25 protein-coding genes, 1 tRNA gene and 1 riboswitch are annotated in these 21,710 nt (G+C 38.0%); of the genes, 16 read left to right on the forward strand and 10 right to left on the reverse strand.

All coding sequences use genetic code 11. The features are described from left to right. Positions 1 to 51 precede the first annotated feature (51 nt). The 11 genes from HMPREF2813_RS02110 (at position 52) to iscX (ending at position 7,296) form a co-directional block, all read left to right on the forward strand. Positions 52 to 127, forward strand: a tRNA-Lys gene (locus HMPREF2813_RS02110). A 110-nt stretch (positions 128 to 237) separates the two neighbouring features. Next, a complete protein-coding gene (gene trmJ, locus HMPREF2813_RS02115; protein ID WP_015701604.1) occupies positions 238 to 963 on the forward strand; it encodes a tRNA (cytosine(32)/uridine(32)-2'-O)-methyltransferase TrmJ in 726 nt (241 codons plus the stop codon). A gap of 52 nt (positions 964 to 1,015) precedes the next feature. Continuing rightward, positions 1,016 to 1,468 carry a Fe-S cluster assembly transcriptional regulator IscR gene (gene iscR / locus HMPREF2813_RS02120; protein WP_005662648.1) on the forward strand — a complete coding sequence of 151 codons (453 nt, stop codon included), beginning with the start codon at positions 1,016 to 1,018 and terminating at the stop codon, positions 1,466 to 1,468. Between the two features lie 66 nt (positions 1,469 to 1,534). Beyond that, positions 1,535 to 2,749, forward strand: coding sequence for an IscS subfamily cysteine desulfurase (locus tag HMPREF2813_RS02125; protein ID WP_005656383.1), 1,215 nt, complete (start codon positions 1,535 to 1,537; stop codon positions 2,747 to 2,749). Positions 2,750 to 2,808: 59 nt separating this feature from the next. After that, positions 2,809 to 3,189 (forward strand): Fe-S cluster assembly scaffold IscU, encoded by a 381-nt coding sequence (iscU, locus tag HMPREF2813_RS02130; protein WP_005654861.1) that lies wholly within the window; start codon positions 2,809 to 2,811, stop codon positions 3,187 to 3,189. A 56-nt stretch (positions 3,190 to 3,245) separates the two neighbouring features. Next, positions 3,246 to 3,569: an iron-sulfur cluster assembly protein IscA gene (gene iscA / locus HMPREF2813_RS02135; protein ID WP_005649164.1), complete on the forward strand. Its 324-nt coding sequence runs from the start codon at positions 3,246 to 3,248 to the stop codon at positions 3,567 to 3,569. Between the two features lie 12 nt (positions 3,570 to 3,581). Beyond that, the gene (gene hscB / locus HMPREF2813_RS02140; RefSeq protein WP_005662651.1) at positions 3,582 to 4,106 is read left to right on the forward strand and encodes a Fe-S protein assembly co-chaperone HscB; all 525 of its coding nucleotides are present in this window, start codon (positions 3,582 to 3,584) and stop codon (positions 4,104 to 4,106) included. Positions 4,107 to 4,156: 50 nt separating this feature from the next. After that, positions 4,157 to 4,843, forward strand: a complete 687-nt coding sequence (locus HMPREF2813_RS02145) for a DUF2625 domain-containing protein (RefSeq protein WP_005686823.1) — start codon at positions 4,157 to 4,159, stop codon at positions 4,841 to 4,843. Positions 4,844 to 4,861: 18 nt separating this feature from the next. Then, positions 4,862 to 6,721: a Fe-S protein assembly chaperone HscA gene (gene hscA, locus HMPREF2813_RS02150; RefSeq protein WP_005686821.1), complete on the forward strand. Its 1,860-nt coding sequence runs from the start codon at positions 4,862 to 4,864 to the stop codon at positions 6,719 to 6,721. 39 nt (positions 6,722 to 6,760) lie between these two features. Further along, entirely contained in the window at positions 6,761 to 7,102 is a 342-nt protein-coding gene (fdx, locus tag HMPREF2813_RS02155) for an ISC system 2Fe-2S type ferredoxin (RefSeq protein ID WP_005656373.1), read from the forward strand. Beyond that, positions 7,102 to 7,296 (forward strand): Fe-S cluster assembly protein IscX, encoded by a 195-nt coding sequence (iscX, locus tag HMPREF2813_RS02160; RefSeq protein ID WP_014550441.1) that lies wholly within the window; start codon positions 7,102 to 7,104, stop codon positions 7,294 to 7,296. Before fdx ends, iscX begins: the two co-directional genes overlap by 1 nt. A 50-nt stretch (positions 7,297 to 7,346) precedes the next feature. On the opposite strand, the gene HMPREF2813_RS02165 is transcribed toward iscX, so the two are convergent. The 6 genes from HMPREF2813_RS02165 to HMPREF2813_RS02190 all read right to left on the reverse strand — a co-directional run bounded on the left by HMPREF2813_RS02165 (position 7,347) and on the right by HMPREF2813_RS02190 (position 13,149). Then, entirely contained in the window at positions 7,347 to 7,961 is a 615-nt protein-coding gene (locus HMPREF2813_RS02165; RefSeq protein ID WP_014550442.1) for a YfgM family protein, read from the reverse strand. Positions 7,962 to 7,978: 17 nt separating this feature from the next. Further along, positions 7,979 to 9,250: a histidine--tRNA ligase gene (gene hisS / locus HMPREF2813_RS02170; RefSeq protein ID WP_014550443.1), complete on the reverse strand. Its 1,272-nt coding sequence runs from the start codon at positions 9,248 to 9,250 to the stop codon at positions 7,979 to 7,981. A 9-nt stretch (positions 9,251 to 9,259) separates the two neighbouring features. Next, entirely contained in the window at positions 9,260 to 10,366 is a 1,107-nt protein-coding gene (gene ispG, locus HMPREF2813_RS02175; protein ID WP_014550444.1) for a flavodoxin-dependent (E)-4-hydroxy-3-methylbut-2-enyl-diphosphate synthase, read from the reverse strand. Between the two features lie 8 nt (positions 10,367 to 10,374). Further along, complete coding sequence (locus tag HMPREF2813_RS02180; protein ID WP_070646955.1) at positions 10,375 to 11,286, reverse strand: RodZ domain-containing protein; 912 nt, start codon at positions 11,284 to 11,286, stop codon at positions 10,375 to 10,377. A gap of 71 nt (positions 11,287 to 11,357) precedes the next feature. After that, the gene (pilW, locus tag HMPREF2813_RS02185; RefSeq protein WP_005654843.1) at positions 11,358 to 11,897 is read right to left on the reverse strand and encodes a type IV pilus biogenesis/stability protein PilW; all 540 of its coding nucleotides are present in this window, start codon (positions 11,895 to 11,897) and stop codon (positions 11,358 to 11,360) included. A gap of 100 nt (positions 11,898 to 11,997) precedes the next feature. Then, entirely contained in the window at positions 11,998 to 13,149 is a 1,152-nt protein-coding gene (locus tag HMPREF2813_RS02190) for a dual-specificity RNA methyltransferase RlmN (RefSeq protein ID WP_048946908.1), read from the reverse strand. Between the two features lie 246 nt (positions 13,150 to 13,395). Between HMPREF2813_RS02190 and HMPREF2813_RS02195 the strand changes: the two genes are divergently transcribed. The 5 genes from HMPREF2813_RS02195 (at position 13,396) to HMPREF2813_RS02215 (ending at position 18,100) form a co-directional block, all read left to right on the forward strand. Further along, positions 13,396 to 14,274 carry a D-alanyl-D-alanine carboxypeptidase family protein gene (locus HMPREF2813_RS02195; protein WP_005656360.1) on the forward strand — a complete coding sequence of 293 codons (879 nt, stop codon included), beginning with the start codon at positions 13,396 to 13,398 and terminating at the stop codon, positions 14,272 to 14,274. A 364-nt stretch (positions 14,275 to 14,638) separates the two neighbouring features. Further along, a complete protein-coding gene (locus HMPREF2813_RS02200; RefSeq protein ID WP_048946907.1) occupies positions 14,639 to 15,520 on the forward strand; it encodes a metal ABC transporter substrate-binding protein in 882 nt (293 codons plus the stop codon). Next, a complete protein-coding gene (locus HMPREF2813_RS02205; RefSeq protein ID WP_040034370.1) occupies positions 15,520 to 16,440 on the forward strand; it encodes an ATP-binding cassette domain-containing protein in 921 nt (306 codons plus the stop codon). Before HMPREF2813_RS02200 ends, HMPREF2813_RS02205 begins: the two co-directional genes overlap by 1 nt. Positions 16,441 to 16,443: 3 nt before the next feature. Then, positions 16,444 to 17,292 (forward strand): metal ABC transporter permease, encoded by an 849-nt coding sequence (locus HMPREF2813_RS02210; RefSeq protein ID WP_032823935.1) that lies wholly within the window; start codon positions 16,444 to 16,446, stop codon positions 17,290 to 17,292. Then, complete coding sequence (locus HMPREF2813_RS02215; protein ID WP_048946906.1) at positions 17,285 to 18,100, forward strand: metal ABC transporter permease; 816 nt, start codon at positions 17,285 to 17,287, stop codon at positions 18,098 to 18,100. Before HMPREF2813_RS02210 ends, HMPREF2813_RS02215 begins: the two co-directional genes overlap by 8 nt. A gap of 99 nt (positions 18,101 to 18,199) precedes the next feature. Here HMPREF2813_RS02215 and tenA read toward each other — a convergent pair whose 3' ends face one another. The 4 genes from tenA to HMPREF2813_RS02235 are packed head-to-tail and all read right to left on the reverse strand — an operon-like array spanning position 18,200 to position 21,279. Further along, a complete protein-coding gene (gene tenA / locus HMPREF2813_RS02220; protein ID WP_015701592.1) occupies positions 18,200 to 18,847 on the reverse strand; it encodes a thiaminase II in 648 nt (215 codons plus the stop codon). A gap of 9 nt (positions 18,848 to 18,856) precedes the next feature. Next, the gene (locus HMPREF2813_RS02225; protein WP_015701591.1) at positions 18,857 to 19,801 is read right to left on the reverse strand and encodes an ABC transporter substrate-binding protein; all 945 of its coding nucleotides are present in this window, start codon (positions 19,799 to 19,801) and stop codon (positions 18,857 to 18,859) included. A gap of 21 nt (positions 19,802 to 19,822) precedes the next feature. Continuing rightward, positions 19,823 to 20,560: an ABC transporter permease gene (locus HMPREF2813_RS02230; protein WP_005693804.1), complete on the reverse strand. Its 738-nt coding sequence runs from the start codon at positions 20,558 to 20,560 to the stop codon at positions 19,823 to 19,825. Further along, the gene (locus HMPREF2813_RS02235) at positions 20,557 to 21,279 is read right to left on the reverse strand and encodes an ABC transporter ATP-binding protein (RefSeq protein WP_015701589.1); all 723 of its coding nucleotides are present in this window, start codon (positions 21,277 to 21,279) and stop codon (positions 20,557 to 20,559) included. Before HMPREF2813_RS02235 ends, HMPREF2813_RS02230 begins: the two co-directional genes overlap by 4 nt. A 73-nt stretch (positions 21,280 to 21,352) precedes the next feature. Further along, positions 21,353 to 21,441: riboswitch (TPP riboswitch) on the reverse strand. Between the last annotated feature and the right edge of the window lie 269 nt (positions 21,442 to 21,710).

Below are 21,710 nucleotides of genomic sequence, written 5' to 3' on the forward strand. Positions count from 1 at the left end.
GAAGGTTCGAATCCTTCACGACCCACCACTCTCTGATTTAGTTGTCCAGTTGGGTTGTTAGCTCAGTTGGTAGAGTAGCGGACTCTTAATCCGTCAGTCGAGAGTTCGAGTCTCTCACAACCCACCATTTTTATTATTCATCTCTAATATTTTAAGTTTCTTTAATTTGCTTAAATTCTTGACTATTTTTAGCGGTTATTGTGGTAGAATACCCTTAAATTTTAGTCGGGCATCATTATGTTGGATAATATTCGTATTGTTTTAATTGAAACTTCGCACAGTGGTAATATTGGTTCTGCGGCTAGAGCAATGAAAACGATGGGATTGACCCAGCTTTGTCTTGTTTCACCTAAATCTGTTGATGAACAATCTTATGCCCTTTCAGCTGGCGCAGAAAATATTGTAAAAAATGCTAGGGTTGTCGATAGTTTTGATGAAGCCGTCGATGATTGCTCTTTGGTAATTGGAACAAGTGCTCGCTTACGTCATTTACAAAATACATTGATCGAGCCTCGAGAATGCGCGGAGAAAGTTGTAGCGTATAAAGGCAAGATAGCTATTGTGTTTGGTCGTGAGCGTATTGGATTAACCAATGAAGAACTGCTGAAATGTCATTATCACTTGAATATTCCAGCGAATCCTGATTATTCTTCTTTAAATTTAGCAATGGCTGTGCAACTGGTAAGTTATGAATTGCGTATGGCTTTCTTAGTTCAAAATAATAAGAAAAATTCACTTTCTTTAATAGAGAAAAACTATCCAACAACAGATCAGTTAGCTTATTTTTTTGACTACACAGAACGTATATATCAGTCTCTTGGATTTATTCAAAATCAAGGAGTTATGCGTAAATTAAAGCGTTTATACTATCGTGCAAAATTAGAGAAAAACGAATTAAATATTTTAAATGGCATGCTAAGTGCGGTTGAAAAACGAATTGATTTAACAAAAGAGGATAATTGACTAAATTAGTCAGATATGTAAGTATTGCGCAATTAATTTTTAGGGATTCTTTATGAAACTTACATCGAAAGGTCGTTATGCAGTTACAGCCGTTTTAGATATTGCTTTAAATGCAGATGGCGGGCCTGTAAGCCTTGCGGATATTTCTGAACGCCAACATATTTCCTTATCTTATTTAGAGCAACTTTTTGCTAAATTACGTAAAGACGGTTTAGTCAAAAGTGTTCGCGGGCCAGGAGGTGGTTATCAGTTAGGGCTACCAAGTGAACAAATTTCTGTAGGAATGATTATTGCGGCAGTAAATGAAAATATTCACGTAACGAAATGTCTGGGGCGTGAAAATTGTAAAAATGGTGTGGAATGTTTAACTCACAAACTTTGGGAAGATTTAAGTTTACGTATTGAAAGTTTTTTAAATGAGATTACGTTAGCAGAGCTGGTAAATAAGCGTAATGTAAAACGTCAATCTCATCGTGATTTTAATAATTTATTAGTTAATCAATAAAAAAGATAAGCAGTATATTTTTTAATAAAAAAGTGCGGTTATATTTAGCATAATTTAGGAGTGAAAATGAAATTACCTATTTATTTAGACTACGCAGCGACCTGTCCAGTCGATGAACGTGTTGCGAAAAAAATGATGGCGTTTCTAACCATCGATGGCACATTTGGTAATCCAGCCTCTCGCTCACATAAATTTGGTTGGCAAGCAGAAGAAGCTGTTGATATTGCGCGTAATCAAATCGCTGATCTCATTGGTGCAGATTCTCGTGAAATTGTCTTTACTTCTGGTGCGACAGAATCTGACAACCTCGCTATTAAAGGTGCGGCGCATTTCTATCAAACTAAAGGTAAACACATTCTTACCTGTAAAACTGAACATAAAGCAGTGTTAGATACTTGCCGTCAATTAGAACGAGAAGGTTTTGAAGTCACTTATTTGTCTCCAGAAGCTGATGGTTTAATTGATTTAGAAAAATTCAAAGCTGCGCTTCGTCCAGATACAATTCTAGCTTCAATTATGCACGCTAATAATGAAATTGGTGTGTTACAAGATATTAAAGCTATTGGCGAACTTTGTCGTGCAAATAAAACAATTTTCCATGTGGATGCAACTCAAAGTGTTGGTAAAGTTGAAATTAATTTGGAAGAATTAGCTGTTGATTTAATGTCGATGTCTAGCCATAAACTTTATGGGCCAAAAGGTGTTGGCGCATTGTATGTTCGTCGTAAACCTCGCGTACGTTTAGAGGCGATTATTCATGGTGGTGGTCACGAACGTGGTATGCGTTCAGGTACATTACCTGTTCATCAAATCGTAGGAATGGGAGAGGCATATCGAATTGCAAAAGAAGAAATGGCATCAGAAATGCCGCGCTTAAAAGCACTTCGTGATCGTTTATATAATGGCTTAAAAGATATTGAAGAAACTTATGTAAATGGTTCAATGGAACATCGTTTAGATAGCAATTTAAATATTAGTTTTAACTATGTTGAGGGGGAATCCTTAATGATGGCGTTGCGCGATATTGCTGTCTCTTCTGGTTCTGCTTGTACATCTGCTAGCTTAGAGCCATCTTATGTATTGCGCGCACTTGGCTTAAATGATGAATTGGCGCACAGTTCAATTCGTTTCACATTAGGTCGTTATACTACTGAAGAAGAAATTGATTACACAATTAATTTAATGAAGGGCGCGGTAGAAAAACTTCGTGCATTATCGCCATTATGGGATATGTTTAAAGAAGGTATTGATTTAAATACCATTGAGTGGTCAGCTCACTAATATTTAGTTGCCATTATCTGACAATGGCATTCACTAGAATTGAAAAAAGGAAAGTTAAAATGGCTTATAGCGAAAAAGTAATTGATCATTATGAAAATCCACGTAATGTGGGATCATTGGATAAAAAAGATAGCAATGTTGGTACTGGAATGGTTGGTGCGCCAGCTTGTGGTGATGTTATGCAACTACAAATCAAAGTAGATGATAATGGCATTATTGAAGATGCAAAATTCAAAACTTACGGCTGTGGTTCTGCGATTGCATCTAGTTCATTAATTACTGAGTGGGTAAAAGGTAAATCTTTAGAAGAAGCTGGAGCAATTAAAAATAGCCAAATTGCTGAAGAATTAGAATTACCGCCAGTGAAAGTGCATTGCTCTATTTTAGCAGAAGATGCAATTAAAGCAGCAATTGCTGATTATAAAGCAAAACAAGGCTAATCATGTGAAAAAGTGCGGTCAATTTTGACCGCATTTTTAGCGGTGTTGGGGGATAGATGGGTATTACATTAACAGAAAAAGCAGCGCAGCGAGTGAAAGCCTTTTTGGATAATCGTGGTAAAGGTATTGGATTACGTTTAGGTGTGAAAACATCAGGTTGTTCTGGCTTAGCTTATGTACTTGAGTTTGTAGATGTTTTAAATTCCGAGGATCAAGTTTTTGAGCAGCACGGTGTTAATATTATTGTCGATCCAAAAAGTCTCGTTTATCTCAATGGCATTGAGCTGGATTATGTAAAAGAAGGCCTAAATGAAGGCTTTAAATATAATAATCCAAATGTAAAAGAATCTTGTGGTTGTGGCGAAAGTTTCCACGTTTAAGGTAATAATCTGATGTTCAATCCTTTTCAAATTTTTGATTTGCCAGTTGATTTTCAGCTGGATGAAAAAGTACTAAATGCACGTTATTTAAAATTACAAAAGGCCCTACATCCAGATAATTTTGTCTCAAGTAGTGCTTTAGAGCAACGTATTGCGATGCAAAAATCTACCGAAGTGAATGATGCCTTAAAAACGTTAAAAGACCCAATTTTGCGAGCTGAAGCGATCATTGCTCTTAATACTGGTGAGCAGTTAGATCTTGAACAAAAAAGCACGCAAGATGTGGCGTTTTTAATGCAACAATTACAATGGCGCGAACAATTAGAAGAAGTTGAAAGCCAGCAAGATGAAAGAGCATTAAATGTTTTTGCGAAAGAAATTAAACAAGAAACTCAATCATTATTGACCGCACTTTTTGAGAGTTTGAAATCTCAACAATGGGCGAGAGCATCTCAATACTGTGATAAATTACGTTTTACCCATAAACTTTCTGAAGAAATTGAACGTGTGGAAGAACGAATTTTTGAATTAGATTAAATGTAGAGGCAAATGTAATTTGCCCCTACGAGATGTGAATAAATAACACTATGCAAACTCTTGAACAGCTCACTAGCCCAGAACATTCTGCTTGGATAACCCTTTCCCAATGGATTGATAACGCTCGCAATCATTGTGAAGTAATTAAAAAAGATCAATCCAGTGCGGAGCGTGAGCTTTTTACTATGCAAATGCCAACATCCTCGCCAATGGGTGCAGTAATCTATGAAACAGGTGGAATTTTAATTCATTATGGTTGGTTACGTATTTTAGGTTCTGGAAGTTTTCAATTACCGCGTGGCTTGATGGATTGGAATTTCAGTAAATCTTTTAGTGAGTCAGGCGAAAAACCAAAATATTTATTAGTTGCAGATGATGTGATTGGTGGTTATTTTGCGTTAAATGGTGGTTCGTTAGGCAATAATATTGGAAAAATTTATTACTATTCATCAAAAGATCTTACTTGGCATAATTTAAATTTTACTTACACAGAATTTTTAGCTTGGGCATTGAATGGCGATGTAGAAGCCTTTTATCAAGGGCTATTTTGGAAAAATTGGCAAGATGATGTAAAACAATTAGATGGTAACCAAGTTTTTGTATTTACGCCTGATTTAAACCAAGATAGAAAAATAGCAATTGATGAACGTCAAAAACAGGAAGTCAATATTGAAACCCATTACCAAGCAAACTTTGCAGAAAAAAATAAATTTGATTTGGCGTATTCCGTCGCATAACTAGTAGAAAAATAGCATATGGCATTATTACAAATTGCAGAACCAGGACAAGCTGCGGCACCGCATCAACATCGTTTAGCCGTTGGGATTGATTTGGGAACAACCAATTCTTTGGTTGCATCCGTGCGTAGTGGGCAATCCGTGATTCTTAATGATGAACAAGAACGCAGTCTTGTGCCGTCAGTTGTTCATTATGGCGTTGAAGAGAAGAAAGTTGGTTTAGAAGCCTTTGAACAAGCCTCACTTGATCCAAAAAATACGGTGATTTCAGTAAAACGCTTAATTGGTCGCAGCCTTTCTGATGTTCAGTCTCGTTATTCTAGTTTGCCTTATGAATTTGTGGCGAGTGAAAATGGATTACCTTTAATTATTACGGCACAGGGGCCTAAAAGTCCAATTGAAGTGTCTTCAGATATTTTATCGCGCTTAAATCACATTGCAGAACAACGCCTTGGAGGTGAGCTTTCTGGGGTTGTGATTACGGTTCCAGCTTATTTTGATGATGCTCAACGTCAAAGCACTAAAGATGCTGCGCGTTTAGCTGGGCTAAATGTATTACGTTTATTGAATGAACCTACTGCAGCTGCAGTTGCTTATGGATTGGATAGTGGGCAAGAAGGCATTATTGCGGTTTATGATTTAGGCGGTGGCACATTTGATATTTCAATTTTACGCTTATCAAAAGGTATCTTTGAAGTTTTAGCAACGGGGGGAGACACTGCATTAGGTGGAGATGATTTTGATCATTTAATTGCAGATTGGATAATAGAACAAACTAAGCTAAAACCACAAACAGCAAATCAACAGCGTGAGCTAATAACCCTTGCCAACCAAGCTAAAATTACCTTGACTAATGAAAAAAGTGCGGTTATTTCTTGGCAAGATTTTTCAGTAGAGATTTCGCAGGAACAATTCAATGAATTAATTTATCCGCTTGTAAAACGTTCATTGCTAACTTGTCGTCGGGCATTGAAAGATGCCAATGTGGAATCCGAAGAAGTGCAAGCCGTAGTAATGGTTGGTGGTTCAACTCGCGTGCCTTATGTAAGAGAACAAGTTGGAGAGTTTTTTGGTAAAACACCATTAACCTCAATCGATCCTGATAAAGTTGTGGCACTTGGTGCTGCAATTCAAGCAGATATTTTAGTCGGGAATAAAACTGATTCTGATATGTTATTACTTGATGTTGTCCCGCTTTCCTTAGGCATTGAGACGATGGGTGGATTAGTGGAAAAAATTATTCCACGTAATACAACAATTCCTGTGGCTCGTGCGCAAGAGTTTACTACTTTTAAAGATGGGCAAACGGCAATGACTGTTCATGTGCTACAAGGCGAACGAGAGCTAGTCGATGATTGTCGTTCTTTAGGACGCTTTACTCTACGAGGTATTCCACCAATGGCGGCGGGGGCAGCTCATATTAGAGTGACTTATCAAGTGGATGCAGATGGTTTATTAAGCGTTACAGCGATGGAAAAATCGACAAAAGTACAGGCTTCAATACAAATTAAACCATCTTATGGCTTAACTGATGAAGAAGTAACCGCAATGATTAAATCTTCTTTTGATAATGCACAAGAAGATTTACAAGCACGTGAATTGGCAGAGCAGCGTGTGGAAGCAGATCGTGTTATTGAAAGCGTGATTGTTGCGCTACAAGCAGATGGGGCTGAATTGCTTAGCACAGATGAATTTCATCATATTGAAACTGTGTTAAAACAATTAATGGATGTAAAACAAGGTTCAGATCGCGATGCAATTGCACAAGGAATTAAAGCCTTAGACACTGCTACCCAAGAATTTGCTGCTCGCCGAATGAATGCATCAATTAATAAAGCTTTGACAGGTAAAAATCTGTCAGACATTGAAAATCCGTAAAACTGCAGTCAGATATTAAATAATTTTGAGGAAAGTATTATGCCAAAAGTGATTTTTTTACCTAATGAAGATTTTTGTCCTGAAGGTATGGTCGTTGATGCTGCAACAGGAGATAACTTATTAGAAGTTGCTCACAATGCGGGAGTAGAAATTCATCACGCTTGTGATGGTTCTTGTGCTTGTACAACTTGCCACGTGATTGTTCGTGAGGGGTTTGATTCTTTAAATGAAACGAGTGATCAAGAAGAAGATATGCTAGATAAGGCTTGGGGATTAGAAATGGATAGCCGTTTATCTTGTCAATGCGTCGTGGGAAATGAAGATCTTGTGGTAGAAATTCCAAAATATAACCTTAATCACGCAAATGAGGCGGCTCACTAATGAAATGGACAGACACCCAATTAATTGCAGAAGAACTTTACGATCGTAATCCAGATTTAGATCCAAAAACAGTTCGTTTTACTGATTTACATAAATGGATTTGTGAACTTGAAGATTTTGATGACGATCCGAATAAATCAAACGAATCAATTCTTGAGGCTATTTTATTAAAATGGTTAGATGAATTTGAATAATCAGAAATTTGATTGAAAAAATACCCGCACTTCGATGCGGGTATTATTTTTTAAAGATCGTTTAATTTCATTTTTGCCATTTGTTGTTCTAATTGGCTACCACTTTGTTGTGCTTGCTCAAAGCTGTTTTTCGCCGCAACTTTATCTCCTTTAGCGACTTGGATATCGCCAGTTAAAATCGCTTTGCGAGCATTAAAACTTTCGCCTTTCACTTGGTTTAAGGTGGTTAAAGCATTGTCTAATTGACCCAATTGAAATTGTACTGCACTGAGACGTAATGCAACAATAGATGTTAATACTTCATCTTGAGATTGGGTTAATGCTTGGTTTAAATTTACTTCTGCTGCTGAAAAATCTTGTTTTTCAGTGGCTTTTTTCGCTTCATCTAACAAAGCAAATACAGCGTATGCAGTTTTGCTATTCGCTTGCACAAATTGTTCTATATTTGCTTTTTTAGCCTGTTCGTCTTGTTGCACAGAATTAATTAAAGTATCGTATTGTGCAGAGGCTTGAGCAATTTGTTCTGCTTGGTGAGCTTGCCAATAACGCCATCCAAACATACCACCTACACCTAAGATAAAAGCGACAATAATTGTTTTGCCATTCTCTTTCCACCAGTCTTTTAACTGGTTAATCTCTTGTTCTTCTTCAATGGAATAAGCCATGTTTTTCCCCTTTTAAATTAAAATTGAGTTTGAAGATAGTCGATTATATTCACTAAATCTAAGGTTTGCTGATCTGTGCCACCTTGTAAGTGTTTAACAACGACTTGTTTATTTTGTACTTCGCTTTCGCCGATAACTAATGCCAATGTTGCACCAGATTTATCTGCACGTTTAAATTGTTTTTTAAAATTACCGCCAGAGCAGTGTAACATAGTATTTAAGTGCGGTAATTCTGAACGTACTTTTTCCGCTAATTCAAAAGCGGCTAATATTGCGCCTTCGCCTTGATAAACAACATAAATATCCACCGCACTTTTCGCAGGAACATTTGGATTAACTTCTTGTACCAACAAGACTAAACGCTCTAATCCCATCGCAAATCCGATGCTTGGCGTTGCGTGTCCGCCAAGTTGTTCCACTAAACCGTCATAACGACCGCCGCCACACACGGTACCTTGTGCACCAAGAGCGGAGGTTACCCATTCAAATACAGTTTTGTTGTAATAATCTAAGCCGCGCACGAGTTTAGGATTAATTTCATATTGAATACCAACAGCATCTAATAATGAACATAATTGTTCAAAATGCTCACGGCTTTCATCATCTAAATAATCAAGCAATTTAGGCGCGTTATCTAATACTTTTTGTAATTCTGGATTTTTTGTATCCAAAATACGAAGCGGATTTCTTACTAAACGCTCTTTTTCTTCATCGTTCATTAAATCTTGATGGTTTTCTAAGAATCCAACTAAAGCTGAGCGATAATTTGCTCGAGCTTCTAAAGAACCAATTGAGTTAAGTTGAAGTGTAACATGTTGATCGATACCTAATGCTTTCCATAAACGATAGGTAAGTATGATTAATTCGGCATCGATTTCTGGATTTGCAATACCGAATACCTCAACACCTACTTGATGGAATTGACGGTAACGACCTTTTTGTGGACGTTCGTGACGGAACATTGGCCCGATATACCATAAGCGTTGTTCATTATTATAGATCCAACCGTGTTCAATGGCTGCTCGCACACAACCTGCTGTGCCTTCAGGGCGTAGGGTTAATTGTTCATCGTTATCCCAAAAGGTGTACATTTCTTTTGAGACAACATCAGTTACTTCGCCGATTGCACGCGCAAACAATGGCGTACTTTCTACAATTGGCATACGCACTTCCGAATAGCCATAACTATTTAATACATTGCGTACTTGTGCTTCAATCCATTGCCATAATGGAGATTCTGTTGGGGCGCAATCGTTCATACCACGAATTGCTTGAATTGTTTTTGCCACGAGCTTTCCTTAAATAATTCTGTTTTTTGGATCTTGTTGTGCGACTTTCGCACGAATTTTTGCTTCTAATTGGTTCACTATATCTTCGTTATCAAAACGCTCTTTTTGGCGTTCGCCGTCAAGATAATAACCGCTTTTTTTGTTACCGCCCGTTACGCCCAGATCGGAGATGAGTGCCTCGCCAGGACCATTCACTACACAACCGATAATAGATACATCCATTGGTGTAATAATATCTTCAAGGCGTTGTTCTAGCGCATTTACTGTGCCGATTACATCAAATTCTTGGCGAGAACAGGTTGGGCAAGCAATAAAGTTAATTCCTCTTGAACGAATCCGTAAAGATTTCAAAATATCAAAACCGACTTTGATTTCCTCTATGGGATCTGCCGCCAAAGAGATGCGCAGTGTATCGCCAATGCCCTCAGCTAATAACATTCCTAAACCCACCGCAGATTTTACTGCGCCAGCGCGTGCACCACCTGCTTCTGTAATGCCTAAATGTAAAGGCTGTTTAATTGCTTTAGCTAGTAAACGATAAGATTCAACCGCTAAAAATACATCAGAGGCTTTTACGCTCACTTTAAACTGATCGAAGTTAAGACGATCTAGAATTTCTACATGACGCAATGCGGATTCTAACAAGGCTTCTGGCGTTGGTTCGCCATATTTTTCTTGCAAATCTTTTTCTAAAGAGCCTGCATTTACGCCAATACGAATCGGAATATTTTTGTCTCGCGCACAATCAACAACGGCACGGACGCGATCTTCACGACCAATGTTGCCAGGATTGATACGTAAACAATCTACGCCATATTCTGCGACTTTTAGCGCGATACGATAGTCGAAATGAATATCTGCTACGAGCGGGATATTCACTTGTTGTTTAATTTGTTTAAATGCTTCCGCAGCATCCATTGTTGGAACAGATACACGAACAATATCTGCACCAACACGTTCTAATGATTTAATTTGAGCAACTGTCGCTTCCACATCAGTGGTGCGAGTATTTGTCATTGATTGCACGGCAATCGGCGCATCTCCACCAATTGGTACATTTCCCACATATATTTTTGTCGATTCACGACGCTTAATAGTTGGCTGAAAAGCTGACATTATTTTTCCTAAGGTTGTGAAAGCTTGAATTTTGCTACGCGACCATCCACTTTGAGAGGATAATTCTCGCCTTTGTAAGTGATACGCACATTGCTTGGCGCACCTACAATTAATGAAAATTCATTGCCATTAAAGGTTAATATTTCGCCTTGTTTATATTCTTTTTGTGCTAATACGTGGCGAGCGTTATCTTTTACACTAATCCAACTGCTATTTGTTAGTATTTCAATCACTAAATCGCCTTTTGCTATAGGTAACGTTGGAGAAATACTTGGATTTTCGACCGCACTTTGAATGTCTGAAACTGATTTTTCATCGTTTTTGGGTTGTGAAACGCTATTTTCTTGTGCTATTTTTGGTAACAGATTATTTGTTATTTCTACTGGTTGTGAGACTGGTGCTGCTGTTTCTAGTGCAGTTTTATTGCTTTCTTCTGTTGTCACAAGAGCGGTGGCGGGCTGATTGTTTTCGGTAGAGGCAACATAGCTTTGCACTAAATCATCGCGTTCTTGAGTATTTTGTTGATAACTTTGCCACCACCAAAGCCCAGTCATACCAATTACAATCACGAATACTATTGCGGTTAAACGCCCGATCCAACGATTGTGAGAGGAATATTGATTAACGGCACGGGTTGAACGTGCATTTTTCCCTAAATCATTTTTTTCTGTTTCAGCAAAAACAATATTTTCCCACACAGAATCTGGCAAACGTAAGAACTTTGCATAGCTACGCACATAACCTTTTACAAAGATTGCAGGGGTAGATTTTTGAATAAATTCATTATTTTCAAGTTGCTCTAATATAGAAGGGCGTAGCGTGATTTCTTTAGCGACATCTTCAAGAGAAAGATTTAAGGCTTCGCGTGTTTGACGAAAAATCTCACCAGGGGAAAGCACTTGCTCAGTAGTTGGATTCATAAATTTAATCAAATAATTAGGCGGTAAATGGAGGCTAAATTTTAAAGTCCAATACTTGATTTGGCAATGCTTTATTTTAGACTATTGAATTTTTCCGCACGTTTTCCATCGATTTGACGTAATTTTTCTAAAGTTTGCTGATAAATATCCATTTTTTGCGCGGAATAAGCACAAAGCACGATATTTTCAAATGTATCTGCTTGATGATAATAATTTGGCGAATTAAGTGCTAATTCAAATTGTTGCTGGGCTTGTTCAAATTTCTTTTGACTACATAGAAACGTACCAAAATTATTATGCACATCGCCTTGTTTATGATTAAGGTTTACGGCTATTTCATATTCACGATGTGCATTCTCTATTTCCCCTTGTTGTTGATAATAATGTGCAAGTGCTGAATGCACGAGATAGTAATTTTTATCGTGTTGAAGTGCTTTGTCTAAATTGATTTTAGCCAGTTGAGGATTATTTTGCTGAAGATAGCTCAAAGCGAGTTCCACACGAGCTTTAGCGGCAGCTTGATGATTTAAGTTAGATGCAGATTGTGAAACGCAGGCAGAAAAAATAAAAGGAAAAATAACCGCACTTAGTTGTTTACTTATTGTTTTCATTTTTTCTCCTTTTAACTGGGCAGGAAGAAATACTTAATATGCTTTAATTTGTATGAAAACATAGGGCATGTGAACTTGATTAATTCACATGCCTAGAATATTAATTAACTTCTGTCACCCCAATATTTTGTCCAAATTGGCGTTTCATTGCGGTACGTTTAGTACGATCGATAACATCTCCCGCTAATTGTCCGCAAGCTGCATCAATGTCATCTCCACGGGTTTTACGGATAATCACGGTAAAATCATATTCCATTAAGGTTTTTTGGAAGCGATCGATGCGCGTATTCGAGCTTTTTGTATAAGGTGCTTCTGGGAACGGATTCCACGGAATTAAATTAATTTTACAAGGCGTATTTTTTAATACGTCTGCAAGTTGATGAGCGTGTTCTACGCCATCATTTACATGATCGAGCATCACATATTCAATCGTCACTTTGCCGTGATTTGCATTTGATACTGTCAAATAACGATTTACCGAGTCAATCAATGTTTTGATATTGTATTTTTTGTTGATTGGCACAATTTCATCACGTAATTCATCGTTTGGGGCATGTAATGAAATAGCCAAAGCCACATCGATCATTTTGCTCAAATTATCTAATGCTGGCACAACACCAGAAGTCGATAAGGTTACACGACGTTTTGATAAACCATAGGCAAAATCATCTAACATAATTTCCATTGCAGGAACAACATTAGCAACATTCAATAAGGGTTCGCCCATTCCCATCATTACCACATTTGTAATGGGTCTAACGCCAGTTACGCCAAAGTTGCCAATAATTTTAGAGGCTCGCCATACTTGACCGATAATTTCTGAAACCGTTAAATTGCGATTAAATCCTTGTTGTGCGGTTGAACAGAAGGTACAAGCTAAGGCACAGCCAACTTGGGAAGATACACAAAGCGTCGCACGATCTGCTTCGGGAATATACACAGTTTCAACTTGCTGCTCGCCCACTTGCATTGCCCATTTTATCGTGCCATCGGCTGAACGCTGCTCAACGGCAACTTCTGGGGCTTTAATTTCTGCAACCGCCTTAAGTTTTTCACGTAATTTTTTATTAATGTTTGTCATATTGTCGAAATTATCTTCGCCAAAATGATAAATCCATTTAACTAACTGATCTGCTCGGAATGGTTTTTCGCCGAGTTCTTTAAAAAATTCGCGCATTTGTTGGCGCGTTAAATCCATTAGATTAATTTTTTTAGCGGGTGCATCTGATTGCACTGACAATAATTCTGACATTTTAGCCTCGTTATTACACATTGTGGCGATAGCGTTGTGCAGGTGTTTTTATCAAAAACTCACAATGAAAAATTCGCAATTAAAAAATGAACGGCGATTGTACAGATTTGTCACCGCATAATCTAGCGGAATTGAAAAACGATAGAAAATCTTACCGCACTTTTTTGCGATCTAGATCGCAAATATTTTCAATTACAGCGGAAAAAGTGCGGTAAAATATCAGCCTATTTTTTAAGGTGACCAATAATGTTTAAAAAAGCTTTATTTATTTTATCTTTGTGTCCTTCTTTTGCGCTGGCACAGTCTTATGTTGTGTATGATTTTACCCATAATCGAGTGTTGGAAAGCCACGCGTCTGATAGTATTCAGCCTATTGCCTCTGTAACAAAATTAATGACGGCTAATGTATTTTTAGAGAATAATAAAAATCCTAATTGTCGAATCGCAATCACAAAAGAGGATACGGATCGAATTAAAGGTACTGGAACAAAATTACCTAAAAATATTCCTATTTCTTGTAACGAATTATTGAAAGCAATGCTTGTCCATTCTGATAACTATGCCGCCCACGCGCTTTCTCGTGCAGCGGGAATAAGTCGTCGCCAATTTATTAAGAAAATGAACGAAAAAGCCCATCAACTTGGTATGTATTCTACTCGTTTTCACGATAGTTCAGGATTATCTAGCTATAATATTTCCAGCCCAATGGATTTAGTTAAGCTCGCCAAATATTCATTAAATAAATCGGACATTAAACGTTTATCTAATCTTAGTGCAACTTATATTCAAGCAGGGAAACACAAACTTTATATTAAAAATACTAATAAGTTAGTGCGTGATGAAATCTTTGATGCGGCAGTGAATAAAACAGGCTACATTCAAGAATCTGGTTATAATCTCGTTTTCATTAATAAACACCGATGCAAAAATGCAACTATTGGCGTAATTAGTTTAAATAACACTTCCTCTGCGTATCGTTCTAGTTTTACTAAAAGCAAATTAGAAAAATTCGGCTGCACGGCATTAAATGGAAGAACAATTCGTGATGTAGCAGGAGAAGCCCAATATGAAGATGGCTATGATGAAGTGGGATTTAATACGCTAATTCAGAAATTATCAAAATAATGTTCATAAACATAAAAACGCGAGATAACAGTTTGTTTTATCTCGCGTTTTTTAGCTGATGAGCAGGCTGTTCTACAGTGACTTTTTCTTGGTCAGTTGTTTTGGTTTGTTCTGTCATTTTAGGTTTATCATCACAAGCAGCTAAGACTATTGCTGAACTTAATACTAACCAAAATGTTTTGTTCTTTTTTCATACATTCAATACATTTTGTACGAAATAATTATAAATAAATCTATCATTTTGATAATTATTTCCATTCCAAAACAACATAAAAAGTAGTACTATTATTTCCGATGAATAATTGTTGTGCTGTTGAACGATTATTCAGGCATTCAATCTATCTTTTTTAAATAAGGACATCTTATGCGAAATTCATTCAAAATTATGACCGCACTTGCACTTGGTTTATTTGCAATGCAAGCTAACGCAAAATTTAAAGTCGTAACCACTTTTACCGTGATTCAAGATATTGCGCAAAATGTGGCAGGCAATGCAGCAACAGTGGAATCTATTACCAAACCAGGTGCTGAAATTCACGAATATGAACCAACGCCAAAAGACATTGTAAAAGCACAATCTGCCGATTTAATTTTATGGAACGGCTTAAATTTGGAACGTTGGTTTGAGCGTTTCTTCCAAAATGTTAAAGATAAACCTGCTGTGGTAGTAACAGAAGGTATTCAACCATTATCTATTTATGAAGGCCCGTATAAAGATGCGCCTAATCCACACGCTTGGATGTCGCCATCTAATGCTTTAATTTATATTGAAAATATTAAGAATGCGTTAGTGAAATACGATCCACAAAATGCAGCTGTATATGAAAAAAATGCCGCTGACTATGCTCAAAAAATTAAACAACTTGATGAACCGCTTCGTGCAAAATTAGCACAAATTCCAGAAGAGCAACGCTGGCTTGTAACAAGTGAGGGGGCTTTCAGTTATTTGGCGAAAGATTACAACTTAAAAGAAGGTTATTTATGGCCAATCAATGCTGAACAACAAGGCTCACCACAACAAGTGCGTAAAGTGATTGATTTAGTTCGTAAAAACAATATTCCAGTTGTGTTTAGTGAAAGTACAATTTCAGCGAAACCTGCACAACAAGTAGCGAAAGAAAGTGGCGCAAAATACGGTGGCGTATTGTATGTTGATTCACTTTCTGCGAAAGAAGGTCCAGTGCCAACTTATATTGATTTGCTTAACGTCACTGTATCAACCATTGTTAAAGGATTCGGAAAATAATGGACTCTTTCTCGACATCAATTTGGGTTAATGATGTAACTGTTCGTTACAACAATGGTCATACTGCTATTCACAATATGACGTTCTCACTCAATAGTGGAACTATTTGTGCGTTGGTTGGCGTGAATGGAAGTGGTAAGTCCACATTATTTAAAAGCATAATGGGACTTGTAAAGCCACAACAAGGCGAAATTAAACTTTGTGATTTGCCAATTTCCCAAGCACTGAAACGTAATTTGGTTGCTTATGTACAACAATCAGAAGAAGTGGACTGGCAATTTCCTGTGTCAGTGTATGATGTCGTGATGATGGGACGTTATGGGTATATGAATTTTCTTCGTATCCCCAAAGCGATTGATAAACAAAAAGTTCAAGAGGCGATGCAGCGAGTGAATATTGAGCATCTCGCGCATCGTCAAATTGGTGAATTATCTGGCGGGCAGAAAAAACGCGTGTTTTTAGCCCGCGCTTTAGCACAACAAAGCCCAATTATTTTATTGGATGAACCTTTTACTGGCGTTGATGTGAAAACTGAAAATGCCATTATTGATCTTCTTCAACAGCTTCGAGAAGAAGGTCATCTTATTCTTGTTTCAACCCATAACTTAGGTTCTGTTCCTGATTTTTGTGATCAAGTGGTAATGATTAATCGCACGGTCATCGCCGCAGGAAAAACAGAAGACACCTTTAACCAACATAATTTGGAAATTGTATTTGGTGGGGTGTTACGTCATATTAAATTATTGGGCGAAAATTTACATAATGATGAAGATAAACGTTCTGTTACTGTCTTAACAGATGATGAAAAAGCCGTTGTATTCTATGGCGAAACTAAGCAAGATCCACCTGCGCCAACAACACAAAATTGTCATTTTGAAGATTACCCTTATAAAAGTGCGGTTAAAAATAAGAGGGATTAGGTAATGTTAGATTTATTGCTCGAACCTTTTTCCTATGATTATATGCTCAAGGCGATGATCTTGAGTACCGCAGTTGGTGGGATTTGTGCGTTTTTGTCTTCATATTTAATGCTCAAAGGTTGGTCTCTAATTGGCGATGCGCTTTCCCATTCAGTCGTACCTGGTGTTGCAATTGCCTATGCTTTTGCCTTGCCTTACGCACTTGGCGCATTTTTTGCCGGAATTTTAGCCGCACTTTCCATTCTTTGGATTAAATCCATTTCTAAATTGAAAGAAGATGCTGTTATCGGATTTATTTTCAGTACTTTTTTTGCATTAGGTCTGTTAATCATTTCTTTAAATCCAACAGCAGTAAATGTGCAAAATATCATTTTAGGTAATATTTTAGGCATTGCCGATGAAGATATTTACCAAGTGGCAATTATTATCGGTGTTTGTTTAGTATTACTTTTATTATTTTGGAAGGATTTACTGCTGATTTTTTTCGATGAAACTCAAGCGATTACAGTCGGTCTTTCCCCATTATTTTATAAAATCTTATTTTTCACATTATTAAGTGCTTGTGTGGTAGCTGCCTTGCAAACTGTAGGCGCGATTTTAGTCATTGCGATGGTCATTACCCCAGGTGCGACAGCATATTTACTAACGGATAAATTCAAAACCTTGTCAATCATCGCCATTATTTTAGGGGCGGTGACAAGTTTTGTTGGAGTCTATATTAGCTATTATTTAGATGGTGCCACAGGCGGTGTGATTGTGACATTGCAAACATTATTATTCTTGGCTGCCTTCTTGTTTTCACCAAAATATGGCTTACTCACTCGTAATAAAAAGGCGGTAGAAAATGTTTGATTGGCTTTTAGAACCGCTACAATTTGAGTTTATGCAAAATGCCTTATTGACCGCATTGATTGTTTCAATTATTTGTGCGTTGCTTTCTTGTTATTTAGTCTTGAAAGGTTGGTCATTAATGGGTGATGCGATTTCTCACGCTGTATTACCTGGTATTGTACTTGCTTATTTGGCAGGAATCCCTTTAGCGATTGGCGCATTTTTTTCAGGCATTTTTTGCTCGCTTGGTGTGGGATATTTAAAAGAAAATAGTCGTATAAAAGAAGATACCGCAATGGGCATTGTATTTTCTGGAATGTTTGCTATCGGTTTGGTTATGTTTACCAAAATTCAAACAGAACAGCATTTAAGCCATATTTTGTTTGGTAATGTGTTGGGTGTAAGTCATCAAGAGCTGATTCAAAGTGCGGTCATTTCTGCAATAATTTTTTGTCTGATTGTCTTTAAACGTAAAGACTTTTTGCTTTATTGTTTTGACCCAAACCACGCCCGTGTTGCAGGGCTTTCTCCTAAAATTTTACATTATGGTTTGTTAATGCTGCTTGCTTTAACTATTGTAAGCACGATGCAAGTGGTTGGCGTTATTTTGGTGGTGGCAATGTTAATTGCACCAGGAATTACTGCACTTACGCTAACAAAATCTTTTGATAAAATGCTATGGATTGCTATTGTCAGTTCCATTACATCAAGCCTAATTGGCGTAATCTTGAGCTATCATTTTGATGCCTCAACAGGTGCTTGTATTATTCTTCTGCAAGCCGCATTTTTTGTTATAGCATTAGCTTATAGCAAGATTAGAATAAGATAATTTTTCTACCCCTCTTTTCTCAAAGAGGAGGTAGAAAATCGCAATAAATTTATCCGTTTGGAGATAAATAAAGTCATTCGTCTAATCGCCAATCTAAGCCTAAGCAAAATCCAACCCCATTTGCCAAAACGCAATTTCCATTCTAGTTGCGGTGGTGAAAATCTGTTGAATCTCAGCAAGCTGGCTTGGGTTTAGTGGTTTGCAAAGTGCGGTAAGAAAATCAACGGTTTCTTGGGCGGCTTGTTGAAATTCCTCACTCGCATAGGTATCAATCCACGTTTGATAAGGATTGTTCGGTAAGCGAGGATAATGCTGAGTAATGTAACGAGCAACTTGAGCGTAACCCAAAGCACAAGGGGTTACAGCTGCATAAAGCTCAGCCAAACTGCCCGTCATGCCGCAATCAAGCAAATAGCGAGTATAAGCAATGCAAGCGGCACTTTCTTGAGTAGCAAAAATCTCTTGCTCACTAATTCCCCACTCACGGCAATAATTTAAATGTAGTTGAATTTCTTGGCAAAGAATCTCTAAGGTTTTACGAGGTGTTTCCATTTCAGCGAAATTTTTTGCCTTGAATACACCTAAGGCAAAGGCTCGGCTGTAATGAAAAAGATAGAGATAATCCTGCTTTAAATAATGCTGAAAACAAGCTTTTGGTAGCGTACCTTTTGCGAGCTGTTGCACAAATTCGTGTTCAATATATTGTTGCCAATAAGGCTGAGCTTGTTGAATGAGTTGTTCAATCATCTTTTTTCCTTATTCAATTTCTACCGCATATTCTTTCAACGCTAAGGCTTTTGGAATTAAGCCTTTTTGTTGCATAAATTCTGCCATTTGTTGATAACGTTTAGCGTCTAATTGGCGAGGTTTATTGGCTAAGAAAGGGAGAGTGTCTTTCCACGCCAGTTGGTTTAATGGCGTGTTGAGTTCATTCGGTTTATAGCTGACAAAGGCTTGCCACGCTTCATTAGGGTGAGCTTGTAGATAGCTTGTGGCTTGTTCAAGTGCGGTCAAAAATGCCGATGTTTTTTTATCTGTTACGCTGTTTTTATTAGCAACTAAAATCAACTCATCATAAGCAGGCACGCCATATTGTTCAGGGAAGAATGCGATACCTTCTTGATTTTCTAAAGCAAGCTGATTGAGTTCAAAATTACGAAATGCACCAATCACAGCATCCACTTGTCCAGTTAAAAGGGAGGGCGAAAGCGACCAATTTACATTCACTAATTCCACATCTTTATTGCTTAAACCAATAGAATGAAGCATTGTATTAAGTAATCCATCTTCAAAACCGCTGACAGAATACCCCACTTTTTTACCTTTTAAATCAGCAAGGCTTTTCAAATTGCTCTTTTTTAGTACCACTACGCTATTTAATGGATTTGAAATCAGTGAACCCACTCGCACTAAAGGCAAGCCTTCTGCCACTTGTTGATAAAGCTGAGGCTGATAACTCACGGCTAAATCAACTTTTTCTGCCGCCGCTAATTTCGGCGGTAATGCAGGATCAGCAGGTTCGGTAATTTCAACCTCCAAGTTATTTTTTTCAAAAAAGCCTTTTTGTTGAGCCACAATGATGGCTGCATGATCGGGGTTTACATACCAATCTAGCATTACGCTGATTTTCTCTTTTGCAAAGCTAGGAAGCGTGAGCATTAGCCCCATTACAAAGCTAAAATAACGGATGATTGTCTTCATTTTTTCTCCTTTAATGAAAAGTTAAACAGACCAAATAAAACGGTGTAATAGCCAATCAATGCTGAAATATAAACAGAGTGAAATTGACACTAAAATCAGTAAGGCGGCAAACATTAAATCGACTTGCATTCGGGCATTGGCGTGAATCATCAAATACCCCAAGCCTTCAGACGAACCTACCCATTCGCCCACCACCGCACCAATCGGGGCGACCGAAACCGCAATTCGCAAGCCCGAAGCAAAAGCAGGCAAAGCCGCAGGTAATCGTACTTTAAGCAATAAACGCAAGGGGGAAATGTTAAAGGTTTTCGCCAAATCGAGCCACGCTTGTGGGGTGTTGCGTAGTCCATCATAACAAGCTGCCGTGACGGGGAAGTAGATAATCAGCACCGACATCACAATTTTGGATGCCATTCCATAGCCAAACCACAACACCAACAACGGCGCAATAGCAAACACGGGAATCGCTTGCGAAATGACCAAAATCGGCAATAAGACGGCAGAAATTTGACGAGAAAATGAGAGCAACAATGCCGAAATCAACCCAAATAGAAAGCCTAACAACAGCCCTAAGCAGATTTCTAACAACGTGACTTGCGTATGCTGCCAAAGCAGTTCAGCGTGTGTGAATAACTGCTGCCTTACAGCTTGCGGTGAGGGAAAAATGTAGTGTGGGAAGCTGCCCAAGGTTGCGACCATTTGCCAGATCATCAACAACACGCCAACAATTAAAAGCGGTTTAAGTAGGCGAATTTTCATTGTTCGCCCCCTAATTCCTGCAATAATTGTTGCTGCAACGCCCATAAATTGGCTTGATGCAACTCACGAGGGGCGTTACCTTCGGGCAGAATCACCGCCGATAATGCTGTTTGATGAGATTCAGGCGAACGCAACACAAAAATACGCTGACTTAGCCGTAATGCCTCTTGCGGATCGTGGGTCACGAGCAGCACTGATTTATCTTCTAGCAGTTCAAAGGCTAAATCTTGAAGTTGATGGCGACTGATGGCATCAAGAGCGGAAAAAGGCTCATCAAGCAAAATCAAATCCGCCTCTTGCATTAAGGTGCGTGCCAAGGCAACCCGCTGTTTTTGCCCGCCCGAAAGCTGCGAACAAGGCTTGTGCCAATGTGCTGCCATTCCCACTTTTTCAAGCAACATTTTAGCTTTTTCAGTGGTTTTTGCAGATTTTCGCCCAAATAAGACCGCTTGCAACTGCACGTTATCGACAATTGACAACCACGGATAAAGTGTCTCTTTTTGAGGCAACCACGCAATACGAATTTTCGGTTCAAATAGGATTTTCCCCTGCACCACACCTTGCGTTTCAATGTCCGCCAGTAGTCGCAAAAGTGTCGATTTTCCCACGCCTGAACTGCCCAACAAGCTTACCCATTCGTTCGGCAACAGGGTTAAATTAAGATGCTCAAATAACGTTTGCCCATTAAAGGCAAGACTCAAATCTTGAATACGCACCATTGCTCGCCTCAATGATTAAAGGGAATGCGTAATAAAAAAGAAAGGATAAGAAATGGAATGAAAAGAAAATGGATTTTTTGGCATATTAGTTTCCTACGTCAGTGCTAACTGTTTCAGGTTCACGGGTATCATCTCAGCCTTTCGGCACCCCGACTAAAAATTGTTGGTAAGTTTACGCTTGTTTGGTAGAAAAAACAAGCGATTAGGTTTCTATCCGAATGGAACAAGAAAAGCATTTTTAAATTTTTCTTGCTAAGATACAACGGAGATAGTACAACTGATATTAGATAATAATTTTAGGAAGGTATAATCAACGTTTAGTAAAAAGTTCTATAAATCTATATAATGTTTATTATTTTTTAGGGATAACTTCTATTTTATTCAATGAACGGTACAATATGTCAATCAATCAATCAATCAATCAATCAATC

The organism is Haemophilus sp. HMSC066A11 (genome assembly GCF_001811665.1).
GTDB classification, from domain to species: Bacteria; Pseudomonadota; Gammaproteobacteria; order Enterobacterales; family Pasteurellaceae; genus Haemophilus; species Haemophilus influenzae.